General features: G+C 73.3%; 18 protein-coding genes. 5 read left to right on the forward strand and 13 right to left on the reverse strand.

Going from position 1 to position 26630, the window contains the following annotated elements; translation table 11 throughout:
* Positions 1-7: 7 nt before the first annotated feature.
* From H4696_RS11185 to H4696_RS11200, 4 genes are all read right to left on the reverse strand, one after another.
* Entirely contained in the window at positions 8-5266 is a 5259-nt protein-coding gene (locus tag H4696_RS11185; RefSeq protein ID WP_086857215.1) for a type I polyketide synthase, read from the reverse strand.
* Positions 5263-8697, reverse strand: a complete 3435-nt coding sequence (locus H4696_RS11190) for a non-ribosomal peptide synthetase (RefSeq protein ID WP_192782247.1) — start codon at positions 8695-8697, stop codon at positions 5263-5265. Before H4696_RS11190 ends, H4696_RS11185 begins: the two co-directional genes overlap by 4 nt.
* Before the next feature lie 57 nt (positions 8698-8754).
* Positions 8755-12186 carry a beta-ketoacyl synthase N-terminal-like domain-containing protein gene (locus tag H4696_RS11195; protein ID WP_086858213.1) on the reverse strand — a complete coding sequence of 1144 codons (3432 nt, stop codon included), beginning with the start codon at positions 12184-12186 and terminating at the stop codon, positions 8755-8757.
* A gap of 310 nt (positions 12187-12496) precedes the next feature.
* Positions 12497-13207, reverse strand: a complete 711-nt coding sequence (locus tag H4696_RS11200; protein ID WP_086858214.1) for a type 1 glutamine amidotransferase domain-containing protein — start codon at positions 13205-13207, stop codon at positions 12497-12499.
* 112 nt (positions 13208-13319) lie between these two features.
* Here H4696_RS11200 and H4696_RS11205 point away from each other — a divergent pair, with 112 nt between their 5' ends.
* Positions 13320-14222, forward strand: coding sequence for a LysR family transcriptional regulator (locus H4696_RS11205; protein ID WP_086858215.1), 903 nt, complete (start codon positions 13320-13322; stop codon positions 14220-14222).
* Between the two features lie 83 nt (positions 14223-14305).
* Here the strand turns inward: H4696_RS11205 and H4696_RS11210 are convergent, their stop codons facing one another.
* Together H4696_RS11210 and H4696_RS11215 are read right to left on the reverse strand one after the other, a co-directional pair.
* The gene (locus H4696_RS11210; protein ID WP_225955646.1) at positions 14306-14554 is read right to left on the reverse strand and encodes a hypothetical protein; all 249 of its coding nucleotides are present in this window, start codon (positions 14552-14554) and stop codon (positions 14306-14308) included.
* A gap of 85 nt (positions 14555-14639) precedes the next feature.
* Positions 14640-15890, reverse strand: coding sequence for a PucR family transcriptional regulator (locus H4696_RS11215; protein WP_086858216.1), 1251 nt, complete (start codon positions 15888-15890; stop codon positions 14640-14642).
* Between the two features lie 533 nt (positions 15891-16423).
* On the opposite strand from H4696_RS11215, the gene H4696_RS11220 reads away from it, so the two are divergent.
* On the forward strand, positions 16424-16849 hold the full coding sequence (locus H4696_RS11220) for a DoxX family protein (RefSeq protein ID WP_086858217.1): 426 nt from the start codon (positions 16424-16426) through the stop codon (positions 16847-16849).
* Positions 16850-17036: 187 nt separating this feature from the next.
* On the opposite strand, the gene H4696_RS11225 is transcribed toward H4696_RS11220, so the two are convergent.
* Together H4696_RS11225 and H4696_RS11230 are read right to left on the reverse strand one after the other, a co-directional pair.
* The gene (locus H4696_RS11225; RefSeq protein ID WP_086858218.1) at positions 17037-17549 is read right to left on the reverse strand and encodes a VOC family protein; all 513 of its coding nucleotides are present in this window, start codon (positions 17547-17549) and stop codon (positions 17037-17039) included.
* 245 nt (positions 17550-17794) lie between these two features.
* The gene (locus H4696_RS11230; protein WP_249026924.1) at positions 17795-18547 is read right to left on the reverse strand and encodes a D-Ala-D-Ala carboxypeptidase family metallohydrolase; all 753 of its coding nucleotides are present in this window, start codon (positions 18545-18547) and stop codon (positions 17795-17797) included.
* Between the two features lie 187 nt (positions 18548-18734).
* Between H4696_RS11230 and H4696_RS11235 the strand changes: the two genes are divergently transcribed.
* From H4696_RS11235 to H4696_RS11245, 3 genes are read left to right on the forward strand one after another with little or no spacing between them, the layout of a single operon-like run.
* On the forward strand, positions 18735-19361 hold the full coding sequence (locus H4696_RS11235; RefSeq protein WP_086858219.1) for an NAD(P)-dependent oxidoreductase: 627 nt from the start codon (positions 18735-18737) through the stop codon (positions 19359-19361).
* A gap of 46 nt (positions 19362-19407) precedes the next feature.
* Positions 19408-20277, forward strand: a complete 870-nt coding sequence (locus H4696_RS11240; RefSeq protein ID WP_086858220.1) for an alpha/beta fold hydrolase — start codon at positions 19408-19410, stop codon at positions 20275-20277.
* A gap of 4 nt (positions 20278-20281) precedes the next feature.
* Positions 20282-20872, forward strand: coding sequence for a TetR/AcrR family transcriptional regulator (locus H4696_RS11245; protein WP_086858221.1), 591 nt, complete (start codon positions 20282-20284; stop codon positions 20870-20872).
* On the opposite strand, the gene H4696_RS11250 is transcribed toward H4696_RS11245, so the two are convergent.
* The 5 genes from H4696_RS11250 to H4696_RS11270 form a co-directional block, all read right to left on the reverse strand.
* A complete protein-coding gene (locus H4696_RS11250; RefSeq protein WP_086858222.1) occupies positions 20869-21417 on the reverse strand; it encodes a dihydrofolate reductase family protein in 549 nt (182 codons plus the stop codon). The genes H4696_RS11245 and H4696_RS11250 overlap by 4 nt on opposite strands.
* Before the next feature lie 101 nt (positions 21418-21518).
* Entirely contained in the window at positions 21519-22640 is a 1122-nt protein-coding gene (locus tag H4696_RS11255) for a S1 family peptidase (protein ID WP_086858223.1), read from the reverse strand.
* 435 nt (positions 22641-23075) lie between these two features.
* The gene (locus tag H4696_RS11260; RefSeq protein WP_225955647.1) at positions 23076-23405 is read right to left on the reverse strand and encodes a hypothetical protein; all 330 of its coding nucleotides are present in this window, start codon (positions 23403-23405) and stop codon (positions 23076-23078) included.
* Between the two features lie 157 nt (positions 23406-23562).
* A complete protein-coding gene (locus H4696_RS51205; protein ID WP_086858225.1) occupies positions 23563-24804 on the reverse strand; it encodes a sensor domain-containing diguanylate cyclase in 1242 nt (413 codons plus the stop codon).
* Positions 24805-24913: 109 nt separating this feature from the next.
* Positions 24914-26578, reverse strand: a complete 1665-nt coding sequence (locus H4696_RS11270) for an alkaline phosphatase family protein (protein WP_086858226.1) — start codon at positions 26576-26578, stop codon at positions 24914-24916.
* Between the last annotated feature and the right edge of the window lie 52 nt (positions 26579-26630).

Below are 26630 nucleotides of genomic sequence, written 5' to 3' on the forward strand. Positions count from 1 at the left end.
TCCTGCTTCAGCGCTCGAGCTTGGGGATGGTGGTGGCGGCGTCGCTTTCACGTGAAAGCGACGCGCTCTGCAGTTCTTCGATCCGCTCGACCAGTGCGGCCACCGTGGAGGATTCGAACAGCGTCTTCATGGCCAGCCGGGCGCCGGTGGTCTTGCGGACCTGCGCGATGAGCTGGATGGCGACCAGGGAATTGCCGCCGAGGGCGAAGAAGTCGTCGTGGACGCCGATGTGCTCGACCCCGAGCACCTCGGCCCACTGCCGGGCGATCTCGGCCTCGAGGTCGGTCCGCGGCGCGACGTAGTCGTCCTGGGACTGCGCCTGGACGACCTCCGCGACCTCTTCGGTCTCTTCCAGGGCTTCGGCGGTGACCCGGCGGGCGAACAGGTCGCGCACCGGCCGGGTGCTGATCACCACCTGGCCGCCGAGGCCCGGCGTCAGCGCCCGGAGGAACGCCTCGGCGCCGTCGACCGGCCGGATGCCACTGGAGTCCACAGTGGACTTCGCCGCGGGCGCCGTGAGCCCGCCGCTGACCGCACCCTCGTCGACCTGGCGCAGCACGAAGTCCTCGATCTCGACCAGCACGCGGCCGTCGTCGGCGCACAGCGTCAGGTCCGCGGCGATGACCTGGTCACCACCGGAGTCGCGGTAGCGCAGGTGGCTGTGGAAGCTCGCCGGGAGCGCGTCGTGCACGACCACCCGGCCGTAGCTCATCGGCAGGTACGTGCCGCTCCCCCGGCCGCGGCCGAACGCGGTCGCGACGTCGAGCAGCGCCGGGTGCAGCCCCCAGCCGGTGTCGAAGACCGGCGCGACGAGCGAGGCGAGTTCCTCGTGCGTGCCGACGTGGTGGGTGCGCAGCGCGGCCCACCGCGGGCCGAAGGTGACCATGCTGGTCCGGCCGGTGCCGAAGGCGTTGCCGTCGTCGAGCACGCTCGTCCTGGCCCGCACCGCGTCGAGGTCCACAGTGGACGTCGCGGGTGCGGGGATCCAGCCCGCGGAGCCGCGGACGTGCGTCTTCGTCACCCCGCCCGCGCGGCTGGTCACGGCGAACCCGTCGCCGTCGAAGCCGACCCGGTACTCCGCGACCGTGCCCTCCGGCACCGAGAACGGCTCCAGGAACGCGACATCGCGCAGTTCGACGACGTGGCCGTCGCCCGGCTTCGGCAGCGCCGCCTCGACGGCCGCCCGCACGGTCTCCAGGTGCCCGGTGCCGGGCACGACCGGGACCCCGGCGATCCGGTGCTCGTCGAGCAGCCAGTGCGCGGCCGCCGAGACCAGCCCGTGGCAGTCCTCGCCGGTGCGCGTGGTGAGCACCGGGTGCGCGACCGGGCCGTCCGCCTTCGTGCGGGTGGACCGGATCGTCGTCGGCGCGGCCACTTCCGCGGCCATCCCGACCTCGTCCCAGCCACCCCAGTCGTGCGACACCACCCGCGCCCGCCAGCCGTGGTCGCCGCGGGCGTAGGCGTCGAGGAAGTTGTTGGCCGCGCAGTAGTCGACCTGCCCGAAGTCACCCGAGACGGCGGTGACCGACGAGCACAGCGCGACGAAGTCCATCGGCAAGTCGGCGAACGCCGAAGCCAGCGCCAGGGTGCCGGCGATCTTCGGCGCCAGCACCGCTTCCGCGGCCGCGCGTTCCTTGACCTCCGCGACCCCGCCACCGGGGAGCCCGGCCGCGTGCACGATGCCGTCGAGCCCGCCGAACTCGCGTTCGGCCAGTTCCCGGACTTCCCGCAGCCGCGCCGGGTCGGTGACGTCGGCGGCGACGACGTGCACCACCGAGCCGGCCGCCTCCATCCGCCGGATCGCCCGGATCGCGCGCGCCGTCCGGTCGGTCCCGTCGCGGGTGTCCCACTCCTCGCGCGGCGGCAGGCCGGAGCGGGTCAGCAGGATCAGCTTCGCACGGACGCGCAGGGCGAAGTCCTCGGCGAGGGTGACGCCGATGCCGCCGGTGCCCCCGGTGATCAGGTACCGGCCGCCCTCGCGGAGCACCGGCACCGCTTCGGGCACGGTGACCTGCGTGTGCTCGAGGACCCAGCGCCGGCCCCGCCGCAGGGCGACCTCGGCCTCGGCCGGGCGGAACAGCTCGGCGACGACCTCCTCGGTCACCGCCTCGACGTCGATGCGCCGCACGGCCGTGCCGGGAACTTCCAGCGGCAGCACCCGCGCGATGCCTGCGAGCGTCGCGTGTTCAGGCCGGGTCAGGTCGGTGCCGGTGACGTCGGCGGTGCCGGTGCTCAGCACGTCGATCCGCACCGGCTCGCCCCAGGCCTGGACCAGGTTGAGGACGCTGAAGAACCCGCGTTCCTGGGCGGCCATCCCGGTTTCGGTGCCGCCGAGGGCCCACGCGTGGACCACCCGTTCGGGCCGGTCGCCGAGGGCGGCGACCAGTTCGTCGTAGTCCGCCCGCACCCCGGGCCGGACGGTGAAGCCGCGGTCGGTGGCGGCGAAGGCGGCGCCGGGCCGGACCTCGGTGACCGCGACCCCGGCGTCCCGCAGCAGACCGGGCAGGACGTCGTCGTCGACGAACGCGAGGCAGGACGCGAAGGGCTCCCGCCGCAGTTCCGGACCGGCCTGCCGCCAGGACGGCACCGCGAACCACTCGTCGAGGGGCAGCGGCCCGCTCGGCTGCTCGGGCTGGACGAGTGTCCCCTTCGGATCGGGGTCGACCCAGTACCGCTTGCGCGCGTAGGGGTAGCCGGGCAGCGGGACGCGGTGCCCGGCCGTCGTCAGCTCGACGGACACCCCGTGGGTCCACAGCAGACCGGCCGCGGCGTACAGCGTTTCGACGTCACCCTCGCGGTCGGTGCGGCCGGGCAGGCTCGGCTGCGGCGCGGGCAGGCCCTTCGGCACCTGGCCGCGGGCGAGCCCGGCCAGCTGGTGGCCCGGGCCGCACTCGACGAGCGCCCACCGCTCGCCGCCGCCGAGCAGCGTCCGCACGCAGTCGCCGAACCGGACCGCCTGGCGCAGGTGCGCGGCCCAGTACGCCGGATCGGTGGCCTGCTCGGCGGTGATCCAGCCGCCGGTCAGGTTCGACAGGAACGGCAGCGACGGCGCCGACCGCGGCACCGCGGCGACCGCCTCGGCGAACTCGGCCAGGATCGGGTCCATCATCGGCGAGTGGAAGGCGTGCGAGGTCACCAGTTCCCGGCACTGCACGTCACTCGACTTCAGCAGCGACGCGAAGTCCGCGACCGCGCCGGACGGCCCGGCGACGACGCACGTCCCCGGCCCGTTGACCCCGGCGATCGAAAGACCTTCCGGCAGCCGCTTCGCGACGGATTCTTCGTCGAGCTGGACGGCGAGCATCGCGCCGGCGGGCATCGCCTGCATCAGCTCGCCGCGCCGCACGACCAGCCGCATCGCGTCGGCGAGGGTGAACACCCCGGCCACGGTCGCGGCGACGTACTCCCCGACGGAGTGCCCGAGCATCGCGCCCGGCCGCACGCCCCAGCTGCGCCACAGCCGGGCCAGCGCGTATTCGACGGCGAACAGCGCGGGCTGGGTGTACCGCGTCTCGCGCAGCTCGGCGTCCCCGCCGCGGCCGAGGACCAGCTCCTTCAGGCCGGGCAGCCCGGAAAGCTCGCAGCACTCGTCGAACGCCGTCGCGAAGACGGGCTCGCTGCGGTACAGCTCGGCGCCCATCCCGGCGTACTGCGAACCCTGCCCGGAGAACAGGAACGCCACCTTGAGCTCGCCGGCCTGGCCCGTGACGAGCCGCCGGGAGTCGCGCAGGCCGTCGACGGCGTCTTCGGAGTCGCGCGCGACGACCACCGCGCGGTGCGGGTACTCGGTGCGCCCGGTCGCGAGGGTGTGCGCGACGTCGGCGAGGTCGAGGTCGACGTCCCCGGCCAGCCGGTCGGCGAGCCGCTCGACCGCGGTGGCCAGGGTTTCCGGCGTCTTCGCCGACACCCGCAGCAGGTGGGCCGGGTGCGGCCGGCGGTGCCGCCGCGGCGCGGGCGCCTCCTCCAGCACCACGTGGGCGTTGGTGCCGCCGACGCCGAAGGAGCTCACGCCCGCCCGGCGCGGGGTGTCCGCGGCTTCCCACTTGGTCACGGTGGTGGCCGGGTGGAAGGGGCTGTTCGGGAAGTCGATGCCCGGGTTGGCTTCTTCGTAGTTGATGGTCGGCGGGATGAGCCCGTGTTCCATCGCCAACACGGTCTTGATCAGCGCCACGACGCCGGCCGCCTGCGACAGGTGGCCGATGTTCGACTTCACCGAGCCGATCGCGCACCAGCCGGTGTCCGGCACGCCGTGGCCGTACACAGTGGACAGCGAGGTGATCTCGATCGGGTCGCCCAGCGCGGTTCCGGTGCCGTGGGCCTCGACGTAGCCGATCGTGCGCGGGTCCACCCCGGCCATGCCGACCGCCTGCGCGATGGCCTCGGTCTGCCCGGCGACGCTCGGCGCGGAGAAGCCGACCTTCGTGGCGCCGTCGTTGTTGATCGCGTTGCCGAGCACGACCGCCCGGATGTGGTCGCCGTCTTCCAGGGCCTGGGAGAGCCGCTTGACCAGGACAACGCCGACGCCGCTGCTCCACACCGTGCCGTTGGCGCCGGCGTCGAACGCGCGCACGTGCCCGTCCGGGGAGGTGAAGCCTTCGACGCCCATGTACCCGATGCCGTGCGGCATCTCCAGGTTCACCCCGCCGGCCAGCGCGAGGTCGCACTCGCCGTTGCGCAGTGCCTCGCACGCCAGGTGCACCGCGACCAGCGACGTCGAGCACGCCGTGTGGATCGCGAGGCTCGGGCCGCGCAGGTTCAGCTTGTAGGACACCGACGTCGTCAGGTAGCTGGGCTGGTTGCCGGTGGACATCCCGATGCCGCCGTGCTGCGAGGCCATCACGCGCTCGTTGCGCAGCAGGTTTTCGATGAGGTAGCCGGTCCGCCCGGTGCCGCCGTAGACCCCGATCGCGCCGCCGTAGCGGGCCGGGTCGTAGCCGCCGTCGGTCAGCGCCGCGTGGCAGGCTTCGAGGAAGACCCGGTGCTGCGGGTCGGTGATCTCGGCTTCGCGGCTGGTCATGCCGAACAGGTCGGCGTCGAACTCGTCGAAGCCCTCGACCACCGTGGTCGCGTTGACCCAGCTGGGATCGTCCAAAGTGGCCGGATCGGCACCGCGGGCGAGCAGTTCCTCGCGGGTGGCGGGCTTGATGGACTCGACCCCGTCGACGAGGTTGCGCCAGAACTGCCGGAGGTCGCCGGCGCCGGGGACGCGGGCGGCCATCCCGACGATGGCGATGGGTTCTGCGCCCGGTTCGAGGTCGTTCGTCACTGCGGTCGCTCCTGTTCGTGGCCGGTCGTGCCGGCACTGCGGCGGGGTCTTCTGGACGGGGTGCGCCCCCGGCGGGCGGCGACCCGCTCGGCGGCCCGGGCGAGTTCCGGACTGGGCGCGGCCCCCGCGTGGAGGTGGGTGGCGAGGGCGCGGACGGTGGGGTGGGTGAACAGGTCGACCATCGGGATGCGGCGGCCGAGCCGGGCGGTGACCTCGGCGTGCACCTTCGCCAGTGCGAGCGAATGCCCGCCGACGTCGAAGAAGTTGTCGGTCACGCGGACGGCGTCGAGACCGAGCACCTCCCGCCAGGTCGCGGCGATCAGGGCTTCGGTCGCCGCCAGCGCGGCCGGGTCGACGGCGGGCGCGGGCTCGGCCTTCGGCGGCGCGGCCGCTTCCGGCGCGGCCGTCCGGACGGCGGCCCGCGGCAGTTCCGGTGCGCACGCCCCGGCCGGCCGGTCCGGCTCGGCGGCCAGCGCCGCGAGGAGCGCCGTGAAGTCCTCTGCCAGCGCGGCCATCCGGGCCGCGTCGAACAGGTCCGGGTTGTACAGCAGCTCGACGCCGTGCTCGAGGACGTACACCGTGAGGTCGAACGGCGAACCGGGTTTCTCGACCGGAAGCCACGTCCCGCGCACCCCGGGCAGGTCGAGCCGGGGTTCGGTGAAGCCGAGGACGTTGACCATCACCTGCACCAGCGGCGCCCGCGAGGGGTCGCGGGGCACGCCGAGCGCGCCCACGAGCCGGTCGATCGGGGCCGCCGGGTGCGCGGTGGCGGCCAGCAGTTCGGCGCCGCCGCGGCGGGCGAGCGTGGTGAAGTCCGCGTCCCCGCCGCGCAGCCGCACCGGGACGATGTCCACGAAGAACCCGGCGACGTCCTGGGTTTCGGCCAGCTGCCGGTCCGCGACGACGGTGGCGACCAGGTGGTCGTCCCCGCCGGTCAGGCGGGCGAGCAGCTGCCCGAACGCGGCCAGCACGACGCCCGCGCGGGTCGTCCCGGTGCGGGTCGCCAGTGCTCCGACGGCTTCGGCGACGCCGTCCGGGAAGGCCTCGTGGTGGGTCGTGCCGCGGTAGGTCTGCACCGGCGGGCGCGGCCGGTCGCGCGGAAGGTCCACTGTGGACGGCGCACCCGCGAGGTGCTCGGTCCACCACGCGAGGTCCACGGCTTCGCGGCGGCGGTCGCGGTCCGCGCGCCACACCGCGTAGTCCGCATAGGACACCGGCAGCGGCGGCAGGGTCTCGCCGCGGTAGGCCGCCGCGAGGTCGGCGCAGAGCAGCTCCTGCGACCAGCCGTCGAACACGGCGTGATGGAGCGTGAACCCGAGCACGTGCTCCTCGGGTCCCAGCTCGTACAACCGCACGCGCCACGGCGGTTCGCGGTCGAGCCGCACGGGTGCCGCCGCGTCGGCGGCCAGGCGGCCGCGGACCTCGGAGTCGGTCAGCGGGAGCACCGGCAGCTCGACGTCGCCGGGTGGCAGGCACTCCGCCCGCGGGGCACCGTCGACGGGCCGGATCCGCCAGCGCAGCACGTCGTGCCGTTCGGCCACCGCGCGCAACGCCGCCCGCAGCGCGCCGACGTCGAGCGGCCCGGTCAGCCGGAACGCCATCGCGATGTTGTACGGCGCCGCGTCCGGGGCGAGCTGGTCGAGGAACCAGAGCCGCCGCTGCGGCGGGGACAGCGCGGGAGCGTGCCCGGTGGTCAGGCCCGCACCGGTGAGCGGCGCGGCCGCGGCCACCCGCCGGGTCAGCTCCTCGAGCGTCCGGCCGGCGAAGACGTCCTCGACGGACACGTCGGCGGCGAAGTCCTTCCGCAGCGCGGCGACCAGCCGCATCGCCGCGATCGAGTCACCGCCGGACCGCAGGAAGTCCGGCCCGGCGCCCGCGCCCAGCACCCGCCGCCACACCTCGGCGACCGGCGAGCCGCCCAGGTCTTCGCCCGGCTCGCTGTCGGCCAAGGCACGCAGCGCGGGCCGGTCGATCTTCCCGGTGACGGGGTTGACCGGCAGCACGTCCAGGCGGCGGAGCACGGCCGGGCGCATGGCCTCGGTGAGCCGCTCGCCCGCGTAGGCGTGGATGTCCGCGTCGGACGGTGCCGACGCCGGGCTGAGGAACGCGACCAGCCGGGTGCCGCCCGGACCGGGCACGGCTTCCACGGCGACGGCGCCGACGTCCGGGTGGGCCCCCAGCGCGGCCTCGACCTCCCCGAGCTCGATGCGCTGCCCGCGGATCTTCACCTGCCGGTCGGCGCGGCCGGCGAACTCCAGCCTGCCGTCGAGGCGGAGCCGGGCCAGGTCGCCGGTGCGGTAGAGCCGCTCCCCCGGCGTGAACGGGTCCTCGACGAACTTCCGCGCGGTCAGTTCCGGGCTGCCGAGGTAGCCCGCGGCGAGGCCGGGACCGCCGATCAGCAGCTCCCCGACCTCGCCCGGCGGGACCGGCCGCAGCTCGTCGTCGACGACGTGGGCGCGGTGCTCCGGCGTCGGCGTCCCCAGCGGCAGCGGGTCGGCGGGTACACCGGTCACCTCGTCGGTGAGCACGACGACGGTGGTCTCGGTGGGGCCGTAGACGTGGAAGAACCGGCGGCCCGGCAGCCAGCGGGCGACCAGCTCGGCGGGCACCGGCTCGCCACCGCAGGCCACCGTCCGCCAGCCGGGCACGTCGGCGGGGTCCACAAGGGACAACAGGGTCGGGGTGATGAACCCCCAGTCGACGTCGTGCTCGACGATGAACCGCCGCAGCCGTTCGGGGTCCGCCCGGTCGGCGGTCCCGGCCAGCTGCACCGAGCCGCCGACCGACAGCGGCACGAAGACGTCCATCGTGAACGCGTCGAACCCGAGCGAGGAGATGCCGAGCGTCCGGGTGCCGGGACCGACGCCGAGCCGGCCGGCGAACCCCGTGACGAACGCAACGATGTTGCGGTGGCTGGTGAGCACGCCCTTGGGCCGCCCGGTCGAGCCGGAGGTGTAGAGCACGTGCGCGGTGGTGTCCGGGCCGGCCGGGCAGTGGCCGGGCGCGGCGGGCGGCGGGACGTCGATCCCCGCCACCGCACCGAATTCCGCGACGGCCGCGTCACCGATGACGAGGGAAACCCCGGCGTCCTCGGCGATCGCGGTCAGCCGCGCGCGCGGCCCGCCCGGGTCGAGCGGGACGTAACAGGCGCCGGACAGCAGGACCCCGAGCACGGTGCTGATGAGCGCGGGTGTGCGGTGCGCGCACACCCCGACCCGGGTCTCCGGGCCGGCTCCGCGTTCGCGCAGGACGGCCGCGACACCCCAGGCCGCGGCGACGAGCTCAGCGTAGGTGAGCCGGGTCCCGCCCTGCCGCACCGCGAGCGCGTCCGGCGTCTTCTCCGCCTGTGCCAGGACCAGTCCGGCGACCGTGGTGTCCGGATAGGACAGTGGCGGGCCGTGCGTACCCGCGACGGGCAGCGTGTCGGTCACGAAGAACTCCCCAGTTCGGCCCGGCCGCGGTGGCGGCCGGGTGGTGGTGCGTGCGGCTCATGGGTGGTGTCCCGGAACCGGTGGGTCGATCCAGCACCGCACGCGCTGGAACGGGTAGCCGGGCAGCGGCACCCGCCCGGGCTCGGCGCCGTCGTGGCGGGCGGTCCAGTCGACGCTGTCGCCGCCGGTCCAGCGCAGCGCCAGCTCGCGTGCGGCACCGGGCGGCCCGGCCACGTCGCCGCCCTCGGCCAAGAGGGTGCCGAGCCCCTCGACGGCTTCCTCGGCGGTCGAAGCAACCACAGCCGCTCGGCAGGCGAACTCCCGGCGGCCCACCGCGAGGGTGTAAGCGGCGTCGGCGAGGTCCGGCGGGTTGGCGGCGAGCCGGTCCCGCAGCGCGGATAGGGCCTGGCGCAGGGCTTCCGGGTCCCGCGCCGACACCGGCAGGACGTGCGGTCCCCCGGCCGTCACGCGCGAGCCCGGCGCCGGTGCTTCTTCGACGACGACGTGAACGTTGGTGCCGCCCAGGCCGAACGCGCTGACCCCGGCCACCCGGCGGGGCGCGTCGGGCCAGTCGGTGGCCTTGACCGGCACGAAGCACGGGCCACCCGCCAGGTCGACCTCCGGGTGCGGCGCGGTGAAGTGCAGGTTCGGCGGGATCACGCCGTGGCGCACCGAAAGCACCGCCTTGATCAGGCCGGCCACCCCGGCGGCCGCGTCGAGGTGCCCGATGTTCGTCTTGACCGAGCCGAGCGCGCACGTGCCGGGCGGGACGTCGCGGTACACCCGGTTGAGCGCGGCGACTTCGATGGCGTCGCCCAGCGGCGTGCCACTGCCGTGCGCCTCGATCAGCCGCACCTCGGCCGGGTCCACTTCGGCCACGGCCAGTGCCTCCGCGATCGCGGCCGCCTGGCCCGCCGGGCTCGGCACGGCGTACCCGGCGCGGTCGGCGCCGTCGTTGGTCATCGCCCAGCCGGGCAGCACGGCGTGGATGTGGTCGCGGTCGGCGAGCGCGTCGGACAGCCGCCGCAGCACCACGACCCCGGCGCCGGAGCCGAACCCGGCCCCGTCGGCGGCCGCGTCGAACGAGCGGCAGCGGCCGTCCGCCGACGCGAGGCCGCCCGCGCGGTACCGCGGCCACGTGACGCTCACCCCACCGGCGATCGCCAGGTCGCAGCGGTATTCGGCGAGGCTCTGCGCGGCCAGGCCGACCGCGGCGAGCGAGCTGGAGCAAGCACTTTGGACGGCGACCGCCGGCCCGGTCAGCCCCAGCCGGTAGGCGACCTGGCCGGGCAGGTGGTCGGTGAGCTGGCGGCCGAGCAGCCGGCCCTCCCAGTCGTCCGGGTCGACGTCTCCGGTGACGGCCGGGTTCCCGAAGAGGTGGAAGAGGAAGTACCGGTTGACCCCGGCGGAGGTGAACACCCCGACCGGGCCGTGCTCCTGCGCCGGGTCGCGGCCCGCGTCCTCCAGCGCCCGCCACGCGGCCTCCAGGAACAGGCGGTGCTGCGGGTCGGTGCGCGCCGCTTCCTCCGCGGTGAACCCGAAGAACCCGGCGTCGAAGTCCTCGACGCCGTCGAGACGGCCGCCCGCCCGCACGTGCGCGGGGTCGCCGCGCAGGCCGGGTCCGATGCCGAGCGCGGCCAGCTCGTCGTCGGTGTAGTCGTGGATCGCGTCGGCGCCCGCGCAGAGGTTCCACCAGAACGCGTCCGCGTCGGGCGCGCCCGGGAACCGGCAGGCGAGCCCGACGACGGCGATCAGGTCGCTGCCCGGCTCGTCCTCCTCGGCTTCGGCCGCGGCCGCACGGGGTTCGTCCGAAGGGGCCGGTTCCAGGTAGGCGGCTTGCGCCGCGACCGTCGGGCGCTCCAGCAGCCCGAGCAGCGGAACGTCCACGCCGGACTCCGCGGCCAGCCGCTGCTGGACCCGGCCCAGAAGCAGGGAATGCCCGCCGACGTCGAAGAAGGCGTCCTCGGTGCCGAACCCCTCGTGCCCCAGCACGGCGGCCCAGATCGCGTGCACCCGCCGCTGCGCCGCGGTCATCGGCCCGGCCGGGACGGGCGCGGGCGGCCGGGGATCCGGAAGTGCTTCCTCGTCGAGCTTCCCCGTGACCGTGAGCGGGAACGCCGGGACGGCGACGACCGCGGACGGTACCGAATGCGCGGGCAGCACCTCGGCCAGCGCGGCCCGCAGCGCCGTCACGTCCGGCTCGCCGGCCGGCACGACGTAAGCGAGCAGCTCGCCGTCCCGCACGATCGAGCGGGCTTCGGCGACGCCCGGCTGTTCGCCGAGGCGGGCTTCGATCTCGGTCAGCTCGACCCGGAACCCGCGGACCTTCACCTGCCGGTCGAGGCGGCCGAGGCAGACGATGGTCCCGTCCGGCCGGACCTCGCCGAGGTCGCCGGTGCGGTAGCTGCGGACGCCGTCGCCGGTGGTGCCGAACGCCGGGCCCGGCTGGTCGAAGTAGCCGTCGACCAGGTACTCGCCGCTGACTTCGAGCTCACCGCCGTCGAGCACGGTGAGCGCGTAGCCGGGCAGCGCGGTACCGATCGGCAGCGGGCCGGTGGCGCCGGCCGGGACGTCGGCGGCGGTCAGCCGGTACTGCGCGGCGAAGGTCACCTCGGTCGCGCCGTACCCGTTGACGTACACGCATTCGGGGGCGAAGCGACCGCGGCGGACGTCGGCGTAGGTGGCCTGCTCACCGCCGAGCAGGACGGTCCGCACCGACGGCAGGTCGCCGTCGAGCGCGTCCAGGAGGTGGCGGTAGACCGTCGGCGTCGAGTGGTAGACGGTGACCCGGTGCCGCGCGAGTTCACGGGCGGCGTGGGCGACGCCGTGGGCGCGGACGTCCACCGGCACCACGGCGGCGCCGGTCAGCAGCGCCGGGTAGAGGTCCGGGATCGCCGCGTCGAAGCCGAAGGACGCCAGCAGGCTGAGCCGGTCGGCGGCGGTGATGCCGAGCGACGCGATCTGGTTGTCCACGACGTGCAGCAGGTTGCGGTGGGTCTGCGCGACCGCCTTCGGCGTCCCGGTGGAGCCGGAGGTGAACAGCACGTAGGCCGGCGCGGCCGGGTCCGGGTCGGGCACCGGCAGCGGCGCGGTGTCCGGCCCGGACTCCACGACCCGCGCGGCAGCGTTGCGGCACAACGCTTCCGCGAGGTCGCCGTGCTCGGGGATGGTGAGCACGGCCGACACGCGGGCCGCCGCGACCTGGTGGGCGAGCCGGTCCCGCGGGAACGTCGGGTCGAGCGGGACGTACGTGCAGCCCGCGGCCAGGGTGCCGAGGATCGCCGCGATCGCGGCGGTCCCGTGCCCGGTCAGCAGGCCGACGAACTCGCCCGGCCGGACGCCGGCGTCGAGCAGCCGGGCGGCGTGCCCGCCGGCCAGCCCGGCCAGCCGCGCGTAGCTCACCGCCGAGTCGTGCTCGACGACCGCGATCCGGTCGGGCGACTGCCCCGCGATTCCCGCGAAACGTCTGATGCAGCCGTCTTGCGTCATCGCTCGGTGTCGGCTCCCGACGGCGAATGGGCGCGCGGAAACCACGGCGGTGACGTCGACTTCATCTCACTCCCCAGTGCGATTCATGGTGAAGAATCACGCAAGGTTAAGGCTCAAGTCGCCGCGTGGGGATACGCAATCCGCAGAGTTCAGCCGAATGACCTATCGATCCTGGACCAGACGCACGAATTTCCCACGTGATCCCCTCTCGCGGTGAGCCCACCCGCCACTGTGGACACCCGATCCACTACCGCGCGTGACGCTCCCGAATTGCGGAGTTCGCCGGTCGGATATTCACCGACAACCCATTTCACGAAATCGATCCAGAATCGAGCAGCCGCGCGACGCGGGCCGCGGTGTCCACACTGGATTGCGGGTTCTGGCCCGTGACGAGGTTCCGGTCGGCGACGACCGTGCTCGACCACGGCGCACCCGGCGTCACGTCGGCACCCTGCTCGCGCAGCCGGGCCTCGATGAAGAACGGCGTCCGCTCCCCCAGCCCGCCCTGGCGTTCTTCGTCGTCGCTGAAGGAGGTCATCGCGCGCCCGGCGAAGGCGAACGTCCCGTCGTCCCGGCGGGCGGCGAGGAGCCCGGCGACGCCGTGGCACAGCGCCGCGACGAGCTTGCCCTCGTCGTCCGCGGCGGTCAGCAGCCGGCCGAGCGCGGGGTCCGCCACCAGGTCGGCCATCGGCCCGTGACCGCCGGGCAGGTAGAGCGCGTCGTAGCCGTCGGCGGTCGCGTCGGCCAGCTTGATCGGCGCGGCCAGGTCGTCGAGCGCGTCGAGGTACGCGCGGTACTTCGCACCGGCCGCGGGGTCGACGCCGCCGCGCTCGTCGAAACTGACCGGGTCGGCGACCGGCCGCCGCCCGTCCGGGGTGGCGACGTCGACGTGGTGCCCGGCCTCGGTGAGCACCCGGTGCGACTCGGCGACCTCCTCGGCCCAGAAGCCGGTCGGGTGGTCGGTGCCGTCGGCGAGGCGCAGCCGGTCGGCGGCCGAAACGATCATCAGGATCCTTGCCATGTCGGGGTTTTCCTCTTCCGCGGGACCCGGTGCCCCGCACGCCGGGGACAACCGCGCGAGCCCGGCGGGTAGTCCGTACCATCCATAACGTCACTTATGGAAGGTGGCTTGCGTGCCAAGTCTGGATCTGCTCAGCACGTTCCTCGCGGTCTACCGGCGCGGCTCGCTTTCGGCCGCGGCGGCGGAGCTGGGCCTGACCCAGCCCGCCGTCACCGGCCAGCTGTCCCGGCTGGAGAAGGAGCTGGGCGAGCCGTTGTTCACCCGGTCCCGCCACGGCGCCGCGCCGACCGGCCGCGCGGTCGAGCTGGCCGCGCGCATCGGCACCCGGATCGACGAACTGCGCGGCGCGCTCACGGCCGGCCCGGAGGACGCGGTGCCACTCGATCGGGTGGCGCTCGGCGGCGCGAGCGACGCGATGGCGACCCGGGTGCTGCCCGCGCTCACCCCGCTGACCACGCGCGGGCTGCAGCTGTCGGTGACGCTCGGCCTCGCCGAGGAACTGCTCGCCGCGCTCACCGCGGCCCGCCTCGACCTGGTCGTCTCGTCGGTGCGGCCCCGCGACCGCGCGCTGACCGCGACGCCGATGATCGACGAGGAGTTCGTCCTGGTGGCCGCCCCGGCCCTGGCCCGCGGCATCGACCCGGCCCGGCTGGCGGCCGACCCGGTCGGCGCACTGGCGCACCTGCCCCTCGTGGCGTACGCCGACGAGCTGCCGATCATCCGCCGCTACTGGCGCAGCGAGTTCGGCAGACGCCCGCCGAACCGGGTCGCGGTGGTGGTCCCGGACCTGCGCGCGATCCTCGCCGTGGTGGTCGCCGGCGCCGGCGCGACGGTCCTGCCCCGCTACCTCGCGGCCGCGGCGCTGGAGTCGGGTTCGGTCGAGCTGGTCCACGAGCCCGAGACGCCGCCGCTCAACACCTGGTACCTGGTCACCCGCGCGACCCCGCCCCGCCCGGCGGTCAGCCTGGTGCGCGACCACCTGCTCCAGCGCGCGCACGCCTGGGGCTCGCTCTAGCCCGGCCGGAAAGCCGTGAATGCCACATCGAGAGACGTATAGGCCCTCGATGTGGCATTCACGGACCGCGGGGCCGGCGCGGCTCAGCCCGCGTTGGCCAGGAAGTTTCCGCCCGCCGGCGCGCTCTCCATCAGGCACGCGTGGCAGGGCATGCCGCGCAGCCCGTCGAGCACTTCGGCCTCGCCGGGGAAGATCGCCTCACCGCACAGCGCCGTCAGGTGTTCCGGGACCGGGCCGGTGGGCACGGGGATCAGGTGGCAGACGCGTCTGCTCTCGCCGACGACACCTCGGCGAAGCCGCACCAGCGCGAGCATCCCACCGTTCTCACCCATACCGGAAACGTAGGCCGAACGGCCGATCACGGCTTCGTGCTCGCGACCCAACGATCATCGCCACCGGTGGTCCGGGACACCAAAGTCACGCCGGGGACAGCACCGCCGCGCCGAGCCGCTGGCACAGGTTCAGCGCCAGCTCGACGTCCAGCCGTCCCTCGCCCAGCCCGCGCGGCAACAGCTCCTGCGCCTTGCGGACGCGGTACTGGACGGAGTTCTTGTGCATCGTCAGCTCGGCGGCCGCCGCGGTGTAGCTGCCGCCGGAGGCGAGGAACACCCGCAGCGTCTCGCGCAGCCGTCCGCAGTTCTCGTCGTCGGCCGACATCGGCCCGAGCGTGCTCGCGACCCACAGCCGCGCCGCGTTGAGGTCGCTCGTCATCAGCGCCACCGTGCCCACCTCGCGGAAGGTCAGGACGCGGTCGCAGTGCTCACCGGCGGCCAGCGCCAGCGCGTGCACCCGGCGGGCCTGCTGGTGGGTGTCGCGGAAGCCGTCGACGCCGGTGCCGGGATCACCGACGGTCACCCGCACGCCCGGGTCGGCGTCCGCGAGCGCCGCGTCGAGGTGCTCGCGGTGGACCGACGCGACCGGCAGCCAGGCCCAGGCCCCGGCTTCGTCGCGGGGCACGAACAGCGGACGGCCTTCCCCGCCGGCCCGCTCCAGCACCGCCCCGGCGACCGACTCCAGGTGCGACAGCACGTCGTGGGCCTCGGACGCGTGCCAGATGACGAGCCCGACGTGCGTGCCACGCAGGCGGTAGCCGATCACCGCCTCGGCCGCGTCGACGTCGGTCGGGCCGCCGTTCTCGCCCAGCAGGTCCAGCACCTTGGCGGCCCGCGCGGCACTCCGGTTGAGCAGCCAGCGGTCGCGTTCGTCCTGGTAGACGCCGACGAGCTGGCGGACCACCCGGGTGATGAACTCGTAGGCGACCTTCAGCAGCCGCCGCATCATGGCGCCGAGCAGGGCCGCGTCGTCGACCACGCGGATGCATTCCTGGAACCCGAAGTCGAGCATCGCGGCCTGGCCGAGGTCGTAGGCGCGGATCAGGTCGAACACCGGCGTGCCGCGCTGCGCCAGCCGCCGCGCGTACTCCATCGCCGCGGCCGGCGGCTCGACGGTCGCCGGGTCGATGCCGTGCCGGAAGATCTGCAGCGCGGTCTCGATGTTCTGGTAGACGCTCGCCGACAGCAGGCTCACCATGCGCTCGTCGTCGTTGACCAGCTGCGGCAGGTCGGCGGCGTACAGCTGGACCAGTTCCCCGGTGAGCTCGCCCGCGCGGTCCGCGAGGGTGGCGGCGATCTGCCGGATGCGCTCCGAGACGACTTCTTCGTCCACCATGGAGCCACTCTACGGGGTCGTGGATCAAGCTCATCGAGGAACACGTCGATCCTGTCGAATGTCGCGTCGGCGAACGTCCCGCCCTCACCGGCGAAAGGCGACATCACCTGTGCGATATCGACCGGAAGTGTCACATTCGGGGACCCGGAGTGCGTGTCGTTCGTCCACATCGGACAGCGTCAAGGCCTCCGCTCAGCCGCGTCGCCGGCGCGACCCGGCAGGGTACGGTGCGCTCCTCAGAATTTTCTCAGAACAATGACGGCGAACGCGATTAATTCCGAAACATTCCCGAAACATGCAACGGACCACTCCGCAAACTGGTCTGGACCAGTTCGGCAAGATCACCCTGACGGCGGCTTTGCGTTGCCCACAGCCGGAAAGTCCGGTGAATCACTTTACTTAAATGTGCTTAACCGACCTTAGGACCTTGTGACGAGTGACGGACGGACGGTATATCTGAGCGAACCGAATTCGCAGCGGCCGGTCCCTCCCCCGGCCGGTTCGATGCCGCCCGCACCGACACCGGAGGCACCATGCACCGCCTGAACCCGGCCCGCGAGCACGTCATCGGGCTGTACCGCATCGTCATCGGCTTCTTGTTCGCCTGCCACGGCCTCAAGACCCTGTTCGGCCTGTTCGGCGCCAAGGCCCCCGCGGCCGTCGGCGCCTGGCCGGGCTGGTGGGCCGCGCTGATCCAGCTCGTCTGCGGCGTGCTCGTCTGCGTCGGCTTCGGCACGCGGGTCGCCGCCGTGCTCGGCTCCGGCTCGATGGCCTACGCGTACTTCACCTCGCACGCCCCGGACGGCCTGTTCCCGATCCAGAACGGCGGCGAAGCGGCGACGCTGTTCTGCTGGTCGCTGCTCATCGTCGCGTTCGTCGGCCCCGGCCGCTTCGCGCTCGGCAACCTCACCACCCGGCAGCGGGAAGCGCAGCCGGAACGGGCCGGCGTCACGGCCTGACGCGAGAGTAAGGTCCGGCGGCGCCCCGCGCCGCCGGACCTTACTCGTGTCGCGCGTCCGAGGTCCGGAGACAGCGCGGCGCGAGTGCCAACGTCTTGAATGAGTCATTCAGGTCTTCGGAGGTCCTGAATGACTCATTCAAGACCTTTGGTCCGGGCCGGGCGAGAGCACCTTTCGACGCGCGACGCTAGCGGGAGATCCCCACGCCGCTGCGCGCGTCCGGGCCGTACTTCGCCAGCTCCCCCGCGAGGTCGAGCCGGCCGATGCCCGCGCTCTTCGCCCGGTCGTCTTCGGTCAGCAGCTCGCGCGGGATGATCCAGACCACCTCGAACTCGATGCCACTGGGATCCTTGGCGTACAACGACTTCGTGGTGCCGTGGTCCGACGAGCCGACCAGCGCGCCGGCCTCGCGGAGCCGGCCGGCGATCCGCTCGAGGTCGCCGAGGGTGTCGACCTCCCACGCGAGGTGGTACAGCCCGACAGACGTCTGACCGGCGCCGGAGTCCTCGGCGTGAGCGCCGATTTCGAAGAGCCCGAGATCGTGGTCGTTGGTCGAGCCGGGCGCCCGCAGGAAGGCCGCGCCGCGGTGGGCGTCGCCGCCCTCGATGTAGCCGAAGCCCAGCACGTCCCGGTAGAACGCGACGCTTTCCGCCAGGTCGCGGACGTAGAGCACGGCGTGGTTCAGGCGAAAGATCGACATCGGGACTCCCGCGCGGGACGCAATAGATTGAAGTTTCAACTTCAGGCTACCACGAACACCACTCTCGGTAGGTCCGGTGACCGACCGGGCGACAAACCTTCGACACCGCATCGAGGCCCTGTTCAGGCGGCCCGGCGGTTCGTAGGGTGGTTCCACCGCAGGACATCGTGTCAGCTGTCCCGCGGGCGGTGGCGCCCCCGGATCCGACCTTTCCCCGAAGCCAAGTCCGGGGGCCCACCGCGTCCTCAGCTGATCGTGCCGCTCTCCCACCACCAGCTCTGCGAGCCGTAGGCGTACTCGACCCGGCTGTCGACGTGCTGGTGCGCGTCCGACAGCGTGTAGCGCTCCAGCCCGGAGAAGCCGCAGGCCTCGGCGAGGACGTAGACCTGCCGGGTGCTCAACCCGCTGACGTAGATGTCGGCCGCGACCCCGTAGAGGTGCATGCTGTTCGACGCGCCGCCGATGGACTGGTTGTGCGCGATGCTGCGGAAGCCGGACGAGATCGTGATCGCGCGCCCGCCCGCCTTGAGCCGCAGGGCTTCGAGCTTGTACATCAGCCGCCGGACGTTCTCCTTCACCGTGGCCGCGCCGACTTTGCCGCCGTCGAAGCTGCTGCCGTCCTTCGAGGTGAATTCGCTGAACTCGAAGTGGGCGGTCGAGCCGTCCGCCGACTCGAGGGCGTTGAGCGCGGCGAAGTCGTCGGAGTCCGCGATCCCGGTGGCGGGCAGGTGGTTCGCGGTCTGGAACCGCGTCAGCGCGGCCGCCGTCCCGGGCCCGAAGTCGCCGTCGACGGCCACGTAGGTCTGCTTCGGACTGTCGGCGGCCCAGCCGGCGACGCGGATCTGCAGCTCCTTCACCGCCGCCCCGGTGGAGCCGGACCGCAGCGACGACGGCCACGAGTAAGCCGAGGCGACGCCGGGGAAAGCCGCCATCGCGGCGGCGCCGCCGGCGAGCACGACGCCGGTCTTGAGCAGGGTGCGACGGTCGAAAGTGGTCACGAAGGCCTCCGGGTGGACGGCGACGGGGCCCGCAGCAGACACCGGACCACCAAAGATCCGCCAACCACGGGCCCGCCACTCGGCCACGGCCGACGCGCGCGTGGTGAATTCTCCACCTCCTCTTGCGCAGAGTTAACTTAGCTCTAAGCTAGACTTCTTAGTGCTAAGCAAACCGAGAGGGAGCACCATGCGCATCACCGTGTTCGGCGCCGCCGGCAACGTCGGCCGCCGGGTCGTCGCCGAAGCCGTCACCCGAGGTCACGAAGTCACCGCGGTCGCCCGGGATCCCCGGCGCGCCGAGGGACTGGCGGTCCCCGTGCGCGCCGGCGACGCCGCGAACCCCGAAGACGTCGCCGCGGTGAGCCGCGGCCAGGACCTCGTGATCACGGCGACCCGCCCGGCGCCCGGCCGGGAGGACGAACTCATAGAGGCGACCCGCGGCCTGCTGAAAGGCCTGGCCGGGACCGGGGTGCGCCTGCTGGCCGTCGGCGGCGCGGCCACGCTGACCACGCCGGCCGGGACGACCGTGCTCGACGCCCCGGACCTCCCCGCGGAGCTGCGCCCGATCGCTTCGGCGTGCCGGGCGCAGCACGACGTGTACCGGGCCGACACCACCGTCGACTGGACCTACGCCAGCCCGCCCGCGCTCCTGGAACCGGGCGAGCGGACCGGCCACTACCGGCTGGGCGGTGACGAATTGCTCGTCGGCGCCGACGGCCGGTCGGCCATCTCGATGGAGGACTTCGCGGTCGCGCTGCTGGACGAGGCGGAACGGCCGCGCCACCACCGGACCCGCTTCACCGTCGCGTACTGAGCGTCATCGGATTTACATACATACACCATGTATGTAACCTGGCCTCATGACGAAGCGGAGCGAAACCCTGGGTCAGGAGCACCGCGTCCGGTTGCCCGCCGGCGAGGTGCGGTACTTCGAGCGGGGCTCGGGCGCCCCGGTGGTGTTCGTCCACGGGGTGCTGACGAACGCGGAGCTCTGGCGGAAGGTGGTGCCCGACGTCGCCGCGGCCGGGTTCCGGTGCCTGGCACCGGACCTGCCGCTCGGCTCGCACGACCTGCCGATGCGCGCCGACGCCGACCTCTCCCCCGCCGGGAACGCCGACGTGATCGCCGATTTCCTCGAGGCGCTCGATCTCCGCGACGTCACGCTCGTCGCGAACGACACCGGCGGAGCGCTGACGCAGATCATGCTCAGCCGCCGTCCGGAACGGGTCGCGCGGGTGGTGCTCACGCCGTCCGACTGCTTCGAGTACTTCTTCCCGCCGATCTTCAAGGCGCTGCCGCCGATCGCGCGGGTGCCCGGGTCGATGGCCGTGCTCGGGCAGCTGCTGCGGATCCGCGCGCTGTACCGCCTTCCGCTGCTGTTCGGGTGGGTGACCAAGCGGCCGCTGCCGGACGCGGTCGCGCAGGCCTACCTCGGGCAGCTGCGGAAGTCGGCCGGCGTGCGCCGCGACCTGCGCAAGCTGCTCAAGGACGTCCACCCCCGGCACACCCTCGCCGCGGCCGAGCAGCTGCGGACCTTCGCCCGGCCGGTGCTGCTGGCCTGGGCCCCCGAGGACAAGCTGTTCCCGATCCGGCTGGCCCACCGGCTCGCCGCGCTGCTGCCGGACGCGAAACTCGTGGAGGTGCCGGACTCCTACACCTTCATCTCCGAGGACCAGCCCGCCGCGCTGGCCCGCCACGTCGTCGAGTTCGCGGGCGTCATGGCAGATTAGGCGGGTGCGACGTACCCAGCAGGACCGTTCCGCCGGCACGAAGGCCGCCTTGGTCGCCGCCGCGCGCGAACTGTTCGCCGTCCGCGGCTACCAGGCCGTGCCGGCGGACGAGATCACCCGCGCGGCCGGGGTCACCCGGGGCGCGCTGTACCACCACTACGGCGACAAGCAGGGCCTGTTCCGCGCCGTCGTCGAGGAACTCGAACGCGAGCTGACCGAGGAGGTCGAAGCCGCGTTCGACGGCGCCGCCGACCCGCTGACCGGCATGCTCCAAGCGCTGGGCGTCTTCCTCGACGCCTGCCTGCGCGAGGAGGTCCGCCGCATCTCCCTCACCGACGCCCCGGCCGTGCTGGGGTGGGAGGTCTGGCGCGAGATCGAAGCGGAGTACGGCCTCGGCCTGCTCGTCACCGTGCTGGAGCAGGCCAGGGCCGACGGGCTGATCGTCGACCAGCCCGTCCGCGCCCTGGCCCAGCTCGTGCTCAGCGCCGTCATGGAAGCGGCGCGGATGATCGCCGCGGCGGACGCCCCGGCGCAGACGCGCGCCGAGGTCCAGCAGGTGCTGGGCGGCTGGTTCGGGAGCCTGCTGCGGACCTAGCGCGTCCGGTAGGTGCTCAGCACCGCGGCGCCGACCGCCGTGCTGGAAGCCAGCCGCAGATCCGCGGGCGCCACGCCGTCGAACAGCCGCCGTCCCGCGCCCACCAGGCTCGGGAACACGAGCAGCCGGTACTCGTCGACGAGGTCACGCCGGGCGAGCGCCTGCGCGATCCCGATCGAGCCGATCACGATCAGGTCCCCGTCGTGGCGCTCGGCCGTTTCGAGGAGATCTCCCTGCAGCAGCGAGGAGTTCTGCCAAGCCGTCACGTCGGTCAGCGTCCGTGAGACGACCAGCTTCCGGGCCGCGTTGAGCCGGGCGGCGAACTCGTCCGTGCGGCCGGGCCAGAGCTTCGAGAAGAGCTCCCACGTGGTGCGGCCGAGCAGCAGGGAGCCGGTTTCGAGCAGCGAGCCGAGCCGGAACTTGTCCCCGGCCACCGCCTCCGGCCCGTGCCGGAACGCCCAGCCGCCGGCGGCCGTGCCACCCGAGCCGTCCGGGTCCTCGGCGACGCCGTCCAGGGTGACGAACTCGGTGACGATCACGCTCATGACTGCTCCCGGTGGTTCCCGCCGCGCCCCGTTGGCGCGGCTCCACCGGTATCTACCGGCGGCGGCCGCCGGATTCATCGGCCGCCGCCGGAGAAATTTTTCTACGCGGTGACGAGCGACAGGCCGTAGGTCTGCAGGATCTCGTTCACCGGCTGGAACCAGGTCTCGCCACCGGAGCTGCAGTTGCCCCAGCCGCCGGAGGTGACGCCCTGGGCCTGGTCACCGGTGATGAACGAGCCGCCGGAGTCGCCGGGCTCGGCGCAGACGTTGGTCCGGGTCATCTGGTAGACCGCGCCCTGGGAGTAGTTGACGGTCTCGTTGAGGCCCAGCACCGTGCCGCAGTGCCAGTGCGTGGTCGAGCCCGAGCGGCACACCGACGTGCCGACCGGCGCGACCCAGGAACCGCGGACGAGCGCGTCGCTGACCGTGCCCCAGCCGAGCACGACCGGCGCGGTCCACCAGCCGTTGCCGATGCGGATGAACGAATAGTCGTTGCCCGGGAAGGAAGAGCCGGCGAAGCTGCCCATCGCCGAGCCGTCCCAGCCGACGACCGAGCTGCCCGCCCCGCCGCAGTGGCCGGCGCTGACGAAGCCGCCCTGCACGGAGAACCCGATGGAGCAGCGGGTGTTGCCGTTGATGTAGTAGGGATCGCCGCCGACGGTGCCCGCCGAGAACGGCTGCGCGGACGGCGCGCTCGCCACGGTCACCGGGCCCGCTTTCGCGGCGCGGGCGAGGAAGGCGTCGACGTCGGCACCGCGCGCGCCCGGGCGCAAGGTGACCACGACGCTGCCGGCCCGCGGGTCCACCCGCCAGCCGCTGACGGCCGCCGGTGCGGGATCCGCCTTGGCCGAGGCGTCGATCGCGGCCTTGGCGGCGTCGAGCTTCGCGGCGCTGACCCGGGCGCTGGTGGGCTCGGCGCCGGTCTTCCGGACGGCGTCGGCGGCGCCCGGGTCGGTCACGCCGACGACGAGCTTGCCGAGCGCGGGGTCGAACCACGCGCCGCCGAACGCGGCACCGGCGGCCTGCTGCGCGGCGGGCATGATCCGCGCGGCGGACGTTTCCTGGCCGAGCCGGGTTTCGGCCTGGGTGGCGGTCAGGCCGAAGTCCCGCTGCATGGCGGCGATCAGCCCGGGCGACGCCACGGCCGGGCTCAGGGAAGCGGAAGCGAGGGAAGCGGTCAGGACGGCGGCACCGCCGAGAGCGAGGGCGATTCTTCGACGCATGGGGACTCCTCCAGGGACCGGGGGAAAGAAACACACCGTGCGCCGAGTGTGCGGGGCGGTGCGCGGCGGGTCCAGATTTGTCCGGTCTTCTGTCCGGAATTCGCGGGAGCGAACGTCTGTCCACTGCGGACTGAGGGCGTGTTTTCACTGCGGGGCAACGGATTCCGGGCACACGAAGAAGCGCGAGCCGGGCTCACCCGTCCGCGCCGACGAAGGTCTGGACCAAGTACAGCACGGCGGGACGGCCGCCGGGCCCAACCGGAGACCGCCGGGCAGCGAACGTGCACGACCGTCCCTCGCCGGTCGGATCGTGTTTCCTATAGGATCCTGCGCCGGCGGGCATGAAGACCTCGGCCGCCGCACCGCCGGAAAACCGCGCGCACGACACCGTCCGGCCACCCGGGAAATGGGTGGCCGGACGGTTCCGTGCCCGAATCAGATTTCGTCGACCTGGTAGGTGACCACCCGCGCCGGCACGAGCAGCGCGCCCGAACATTCCGCGACCGCCGGGCCGAATCCGTACGGCACGAAATCCCCGGCCACGAACCAGAACGCGTTGCCGTTCGCGCAGTGCGCGATCACGCGGTAGCCGTACCCCTCACCGGGGTAGCAGCTGACCGAAACGCCCTGTCCGAACAGGGTTCCGTAGCGCTCGCCGAAGCAGCCGGGTGGCGCGAAGTCGCCGCCGGCCGCGGCCGCGGGCACGACCGTCAGACCGAACAGCGAAAACAAAGCGACCCCGAGAACCGCCAATTTCCTTCGCATGACCACTCCTCAGCGCGGAGAAACCCGACGTGGATTAGCGTAGAAGTGCGGAAGAATTACCGGCAATTCATCGGGCCAGTGAATCCGCGTGCAGCGGAAAGTCACGACGCTGCTCCATCCGGGCTAGCCCGCGACCCTGGACGGATGGCGCATTTCCTCAATGGCTGACGCAAACCCGGTTCCGGCCCGAGTTCTTCGCCGCGTAAACGGCCTTGTCGGCGGCGCCGAGCACCTCGTCCACCCGGTCACCCGCGGCGGGGTGGACCGCCACCCCGATCGACACCGACAGCCCGGCGACCGCGGTCCCGTCGGCCAGCGTGACCGACAGCCCGCCGACCGCGTCGCGGATCCGCTCGGCGACCGCCACCGAATGGACCGGCCCGATCCCGGGCAGCAGCACGACGAACTCCTCCCCGCCGAACCGGCCGACCGAGTCGTAGACCCGCACTTCGCCCCGGACGGCTTCGGCGACCGCGCGCAGGACGTCGTCGCCCGCCAGGTGCCCGTAGGTGTCGTTCACGCGCTTGAAGTGGTCGAGGTCGATCATCAGGATCCCGCAGTCGCCCCCGCCGCGCGCCGCCCGGCCCAGCTCGGCCTCGGCCCGCGCCCGCCATTCCGCGATGGTGAGCAGCCCGGTCTTCGGGTCGCGGGCCCGCAGTTCCAGCCGCCGCCCGAGCTCACCGCGGTGCAGCAGGACGACCGGCGGCACGAGCAGCGGGACCAGCCACGGCCGGGTGACCAGCAGCGCGGCGGCCACCGCGCCGAGGCACAGCGTCGCGGCGTCGAGCAGGTTCTCCGGCACCGACCCGGCGAACGACAGGAACGGGCGCGCCGGCTCGTGCAGCTTGAACCCGATCATCACCAGCACGGTGTTGACCAGCACGAACGCCGCGGCGGCAGCGATCGTCCCCAGCGGCCCGCCACCGTCCAGCCCGGCGACCGCGTGCGCGGCGTAGATCGTGACCACGTGGGTCGCGACCGAGCACGCGGCCCGGTAGCGCCGGGCGCCCGGCACCCCGCCCGCCGTGCGCACCCAGAGGTGCCCGTAGACGAGGACGGCGAGCACGGAGGCGAGCAACGGCGGCATCGAAAGCGCCGCCGCGAACAGCCACACCGAGATGACGCTGATGTGCGGGTTGCTGGACAGGAACCGCCGCATCCGCTCGGCCTTCGCCGACAGCTCGGCTTGGCCGATCGCGCAGCCGAGCACGATGGCGAAGAAGAGCCAGTCCCGCGGGGCGGGCGCCGCGGACGGCACGAACACCGGCAGCCCGACGGCAGTGGCCTCGACCAGCAGGTAGTAGGGCAGGACACCGGGCGGCGCGGCGCGCAGGCGGTCCGGACGCGCCGGGTTCGCGACGTCCGGCGGCGTGCGCCGGGATTCCCGGTGCTGATCCACTTTCCCTCCCGTGGCCGTGGATCGGCCGGGCTCCCCCGCCCGGCGCCACCCACGATAGGCGCACCGGGCCGCCCGCGGGAACGAACACGCGAAAGTCCGAAAAGGACGGTCAGCGCGCGAACGCCGTCAGGAAGCGGTCGCGGAAGGAGTCCATCTTCCACACCGGGGCCGCCGCGCCCGGGTGCAGGCCGTCCTGCCAGCCCCAGCCCGAGATCCGGTCGAGCACCTTTGGGTCCTTCGCCACGATGGTGATCGGCACGTCGTGCACCGCGCCCTGCGGGGTCACCACCGGCGGCTGGTGGTCGCCGAGGAAGACCAGGACCAGGTCGTCGCCGCCGTAGTGCTGGACGAACGAGATCAGCGTCTTCAGCGAGTAGTCGGTGGCGTCGCGGTAGGCGTCGCGGATCTTCGCGGGGTCCTTCCAGACCGACTCCGGGGCCTCGCCCGCGGCCGGCATCGGGGCGAACACCGAGCCGTCGCCGACCTGGTTCCAGTCGACCAGCCAGGGGCGGGGCGACCACGGGGCGTGGCTGGACACGAGGTCGACCTCGGCCATCACCGGACCGCCCTTGGCGAGCTCCTTGCGCTGCAGCATGGACATCGTGAACTGGTCGGGCATGGTGGCGTAGGCGAAGCCCGGGCCGTGGTAGCCGACGCCACGGGCGTCGTAGTAGGCGTCCGGGTGGTAAAACCGCTGCCCCTCGGGCCAGTCCTTGGTGTGCGCGGGCACGTCCCACACGGTCCGCCAGCCCGCGCGCTGGAACGCGCCGCCGAGGGTGAGCCGGTCGCCGGCGAGGAGGTCGTTGTAGCGCTGCTGGTTGTCGATCCACATGCCCGACTGCACCGTCGAGTGGGCCAGCCAGCTGCCGCCGCCGAACGTCGAGGACGACAGGAACGCGCTCCTCGCACCGATGCCCGCCGCGCGCAGCTCCGCGGTGCCCGCGTCGAGCGTCGCGCCGATCTTCGGGCCGAAAGCCGGGTCGTCGAGCGCGACGCGGCCGTAGCTCTCGACGAAGGTGAGCACGACGTTCTTGCCGCGCAGGCCGTTCAGCAGCTGGTCGCCGGGGGTGGTGCGGAACGCGTCCACCGCGGCCACCTCGCCGAACGGGCGCTGCTCCCGCAGGCCGGCCCCCACCTGCCGGAGGTCGCCGTAGGCCAGCGCGACGGCGCTCTGGGCGGCCACCGGCTGACCCGGCGCGCTTTCGACGCCGAACACCGAGCAGCCGATCCAGACGACCGCGAGCACCGCCACGACCCGGGTCGCCGCGGTCCGGCGCCCGGCGGCGACCCGCGACAGGCGCAGCGCGGCCAGGACCATGAACACCACGACGGCCACCGCGAGCACACCGGCCCCGACGAGCACGGCGACGGTGGCCGCGTCCCCGATCTGGCCGGCCAGGAACTCGACCCCGGCGTGGAAGAAGCTCCAGTCGTAGACGGGGTCGAACGGCTTCTCGAGAGTGGCGTAGAACCCGGTGTCGAGCGCCTTCATCAGGGTCAGGAGCCCCAGCACCAGACCGAAGAGTGCGGCGACGACGCTGCGCGCCCGCGGCGGCAGGACCAGCACGAACGCGGCGACGACGACGCCCTCCACCGGCACCCGCACGAGCGCACCGGCCGAAAACGCGGTGAGGTCGTCCGGCGCGAGGAGCCCGAACAGCACGAGCAGCGCGGCGAGCGCGGTGAGCACCCCGCCCGCGACGCCGTGCCGCCGGCCGAGCCGGGGCAGGCCGAAGTCGGGCAGGGGCGCGGCCGGGGCGGTTCTTCCAAGCATGGCGGAGCCTCACGTCATCGTTCGCGGCGGTGACCACCCGGCCCGTGCGGCG

It is taken from the genome of Amycolatopsis lexingtonensis, assembly GCF_014873755.1.
Taxonomy (GTDB): Bacteria; Actinomycetota; Actinomycetes; order Mycobacteriales; family Pseudonocardiaceae; genus Amycolatopsis; species Amycolatopsis lexingtonensis.

Excerpts from the sequence above, each read along its gene's own strand:
- H4696_RS11260 (WP_225955647.1), bottom strand. The coding sequence starts at position 23,405 with ATGCGAAGGAAATTGGCGGTTCTCGGGGTCGCTTTGTTTTCGCTGTTC.
- H4696_RS11200 (WP_086858214.1), bottom strand. The coding sequence starts at position 13,207 with ATGGCAAGGATCCTGATGATCGTTTCGGCCGCCGACCGGCTGCGCCTC.
- H4696_RS11250 (WP_086858222.1), bottom strand. The coding sequence starts at position 21,417 with ATGAGCGTGATCGTCACCGAGTTCGTCACCCTGGACGGCGTCGCCGAG.
- H4696_RS11195 (WP_086858213.1), bottom strand. The coding sequence starts at position 12,186 with ATGACGCAAGACGGCTGCATCAGACGTTTCGCGGGAATCGCGGGGCAG.
- H4696_RS11215 (WP_086858216.1), bottom strand. The coding sequence starts at position 15,890 with ATGGTGGACGAAGAAGTCGTCTCGGAGCGCATCCGGCAGATCGCCGCC.
- H4696_RS11240 (WP_086858220.1), top strand. The coding sequence starts at position 19,408 with ATGACGAAGCGGAGCGAAACCCTGGGTCAGGAGCACCGCGTCCGGTTG.
- H4696_RS11220 (WP_086858217.1), top strand. The coding sequence starts at position 16,424 with ATGCACCGCCTGAACCCGGCCCGCGAGCACGTCATCGGGCTGTACCGC.
- H4696_RS11225 (WP_086858218.1), bottom strand. The coding sequence starts at position 17,549 with ATGTCGATCTTTCGCCTGAACCACGCCGTGCTCTACGTCCGCGACCTG.
- H4696_RS11235 (WP_086858219.1), top strand. The coding sequence starts at position 18,735 with ATGCGCATCACCGTGTTCGGCGCCGCCGGCAACGTCGGCCGCCGGGTC.
- H4696_RS11255 (WP_086858223.1), bottom strand. The coding sequence starts at position 22,640 with ATGCGTCGAAGAATCGCCCTCGCTCTCGGCGGTGCCGCCGTCCTGACC.
- H4696_RS11210 (WP_225955646.1), bottom strand. The coding sequence starts at position 14,554 with ATGGGTGAGAACGGTGGGATGCTCGCGCTGGTGCGGCTTCGCCGAGGT.
- H4696_RS11270 (WP_086858226.1), bottom strand. The coding sequence starts at position 26,578 with ATGCTTGGAAGAACCGCCCCGGCCGCGCCCCTGCCCGACTTCGGCCTG.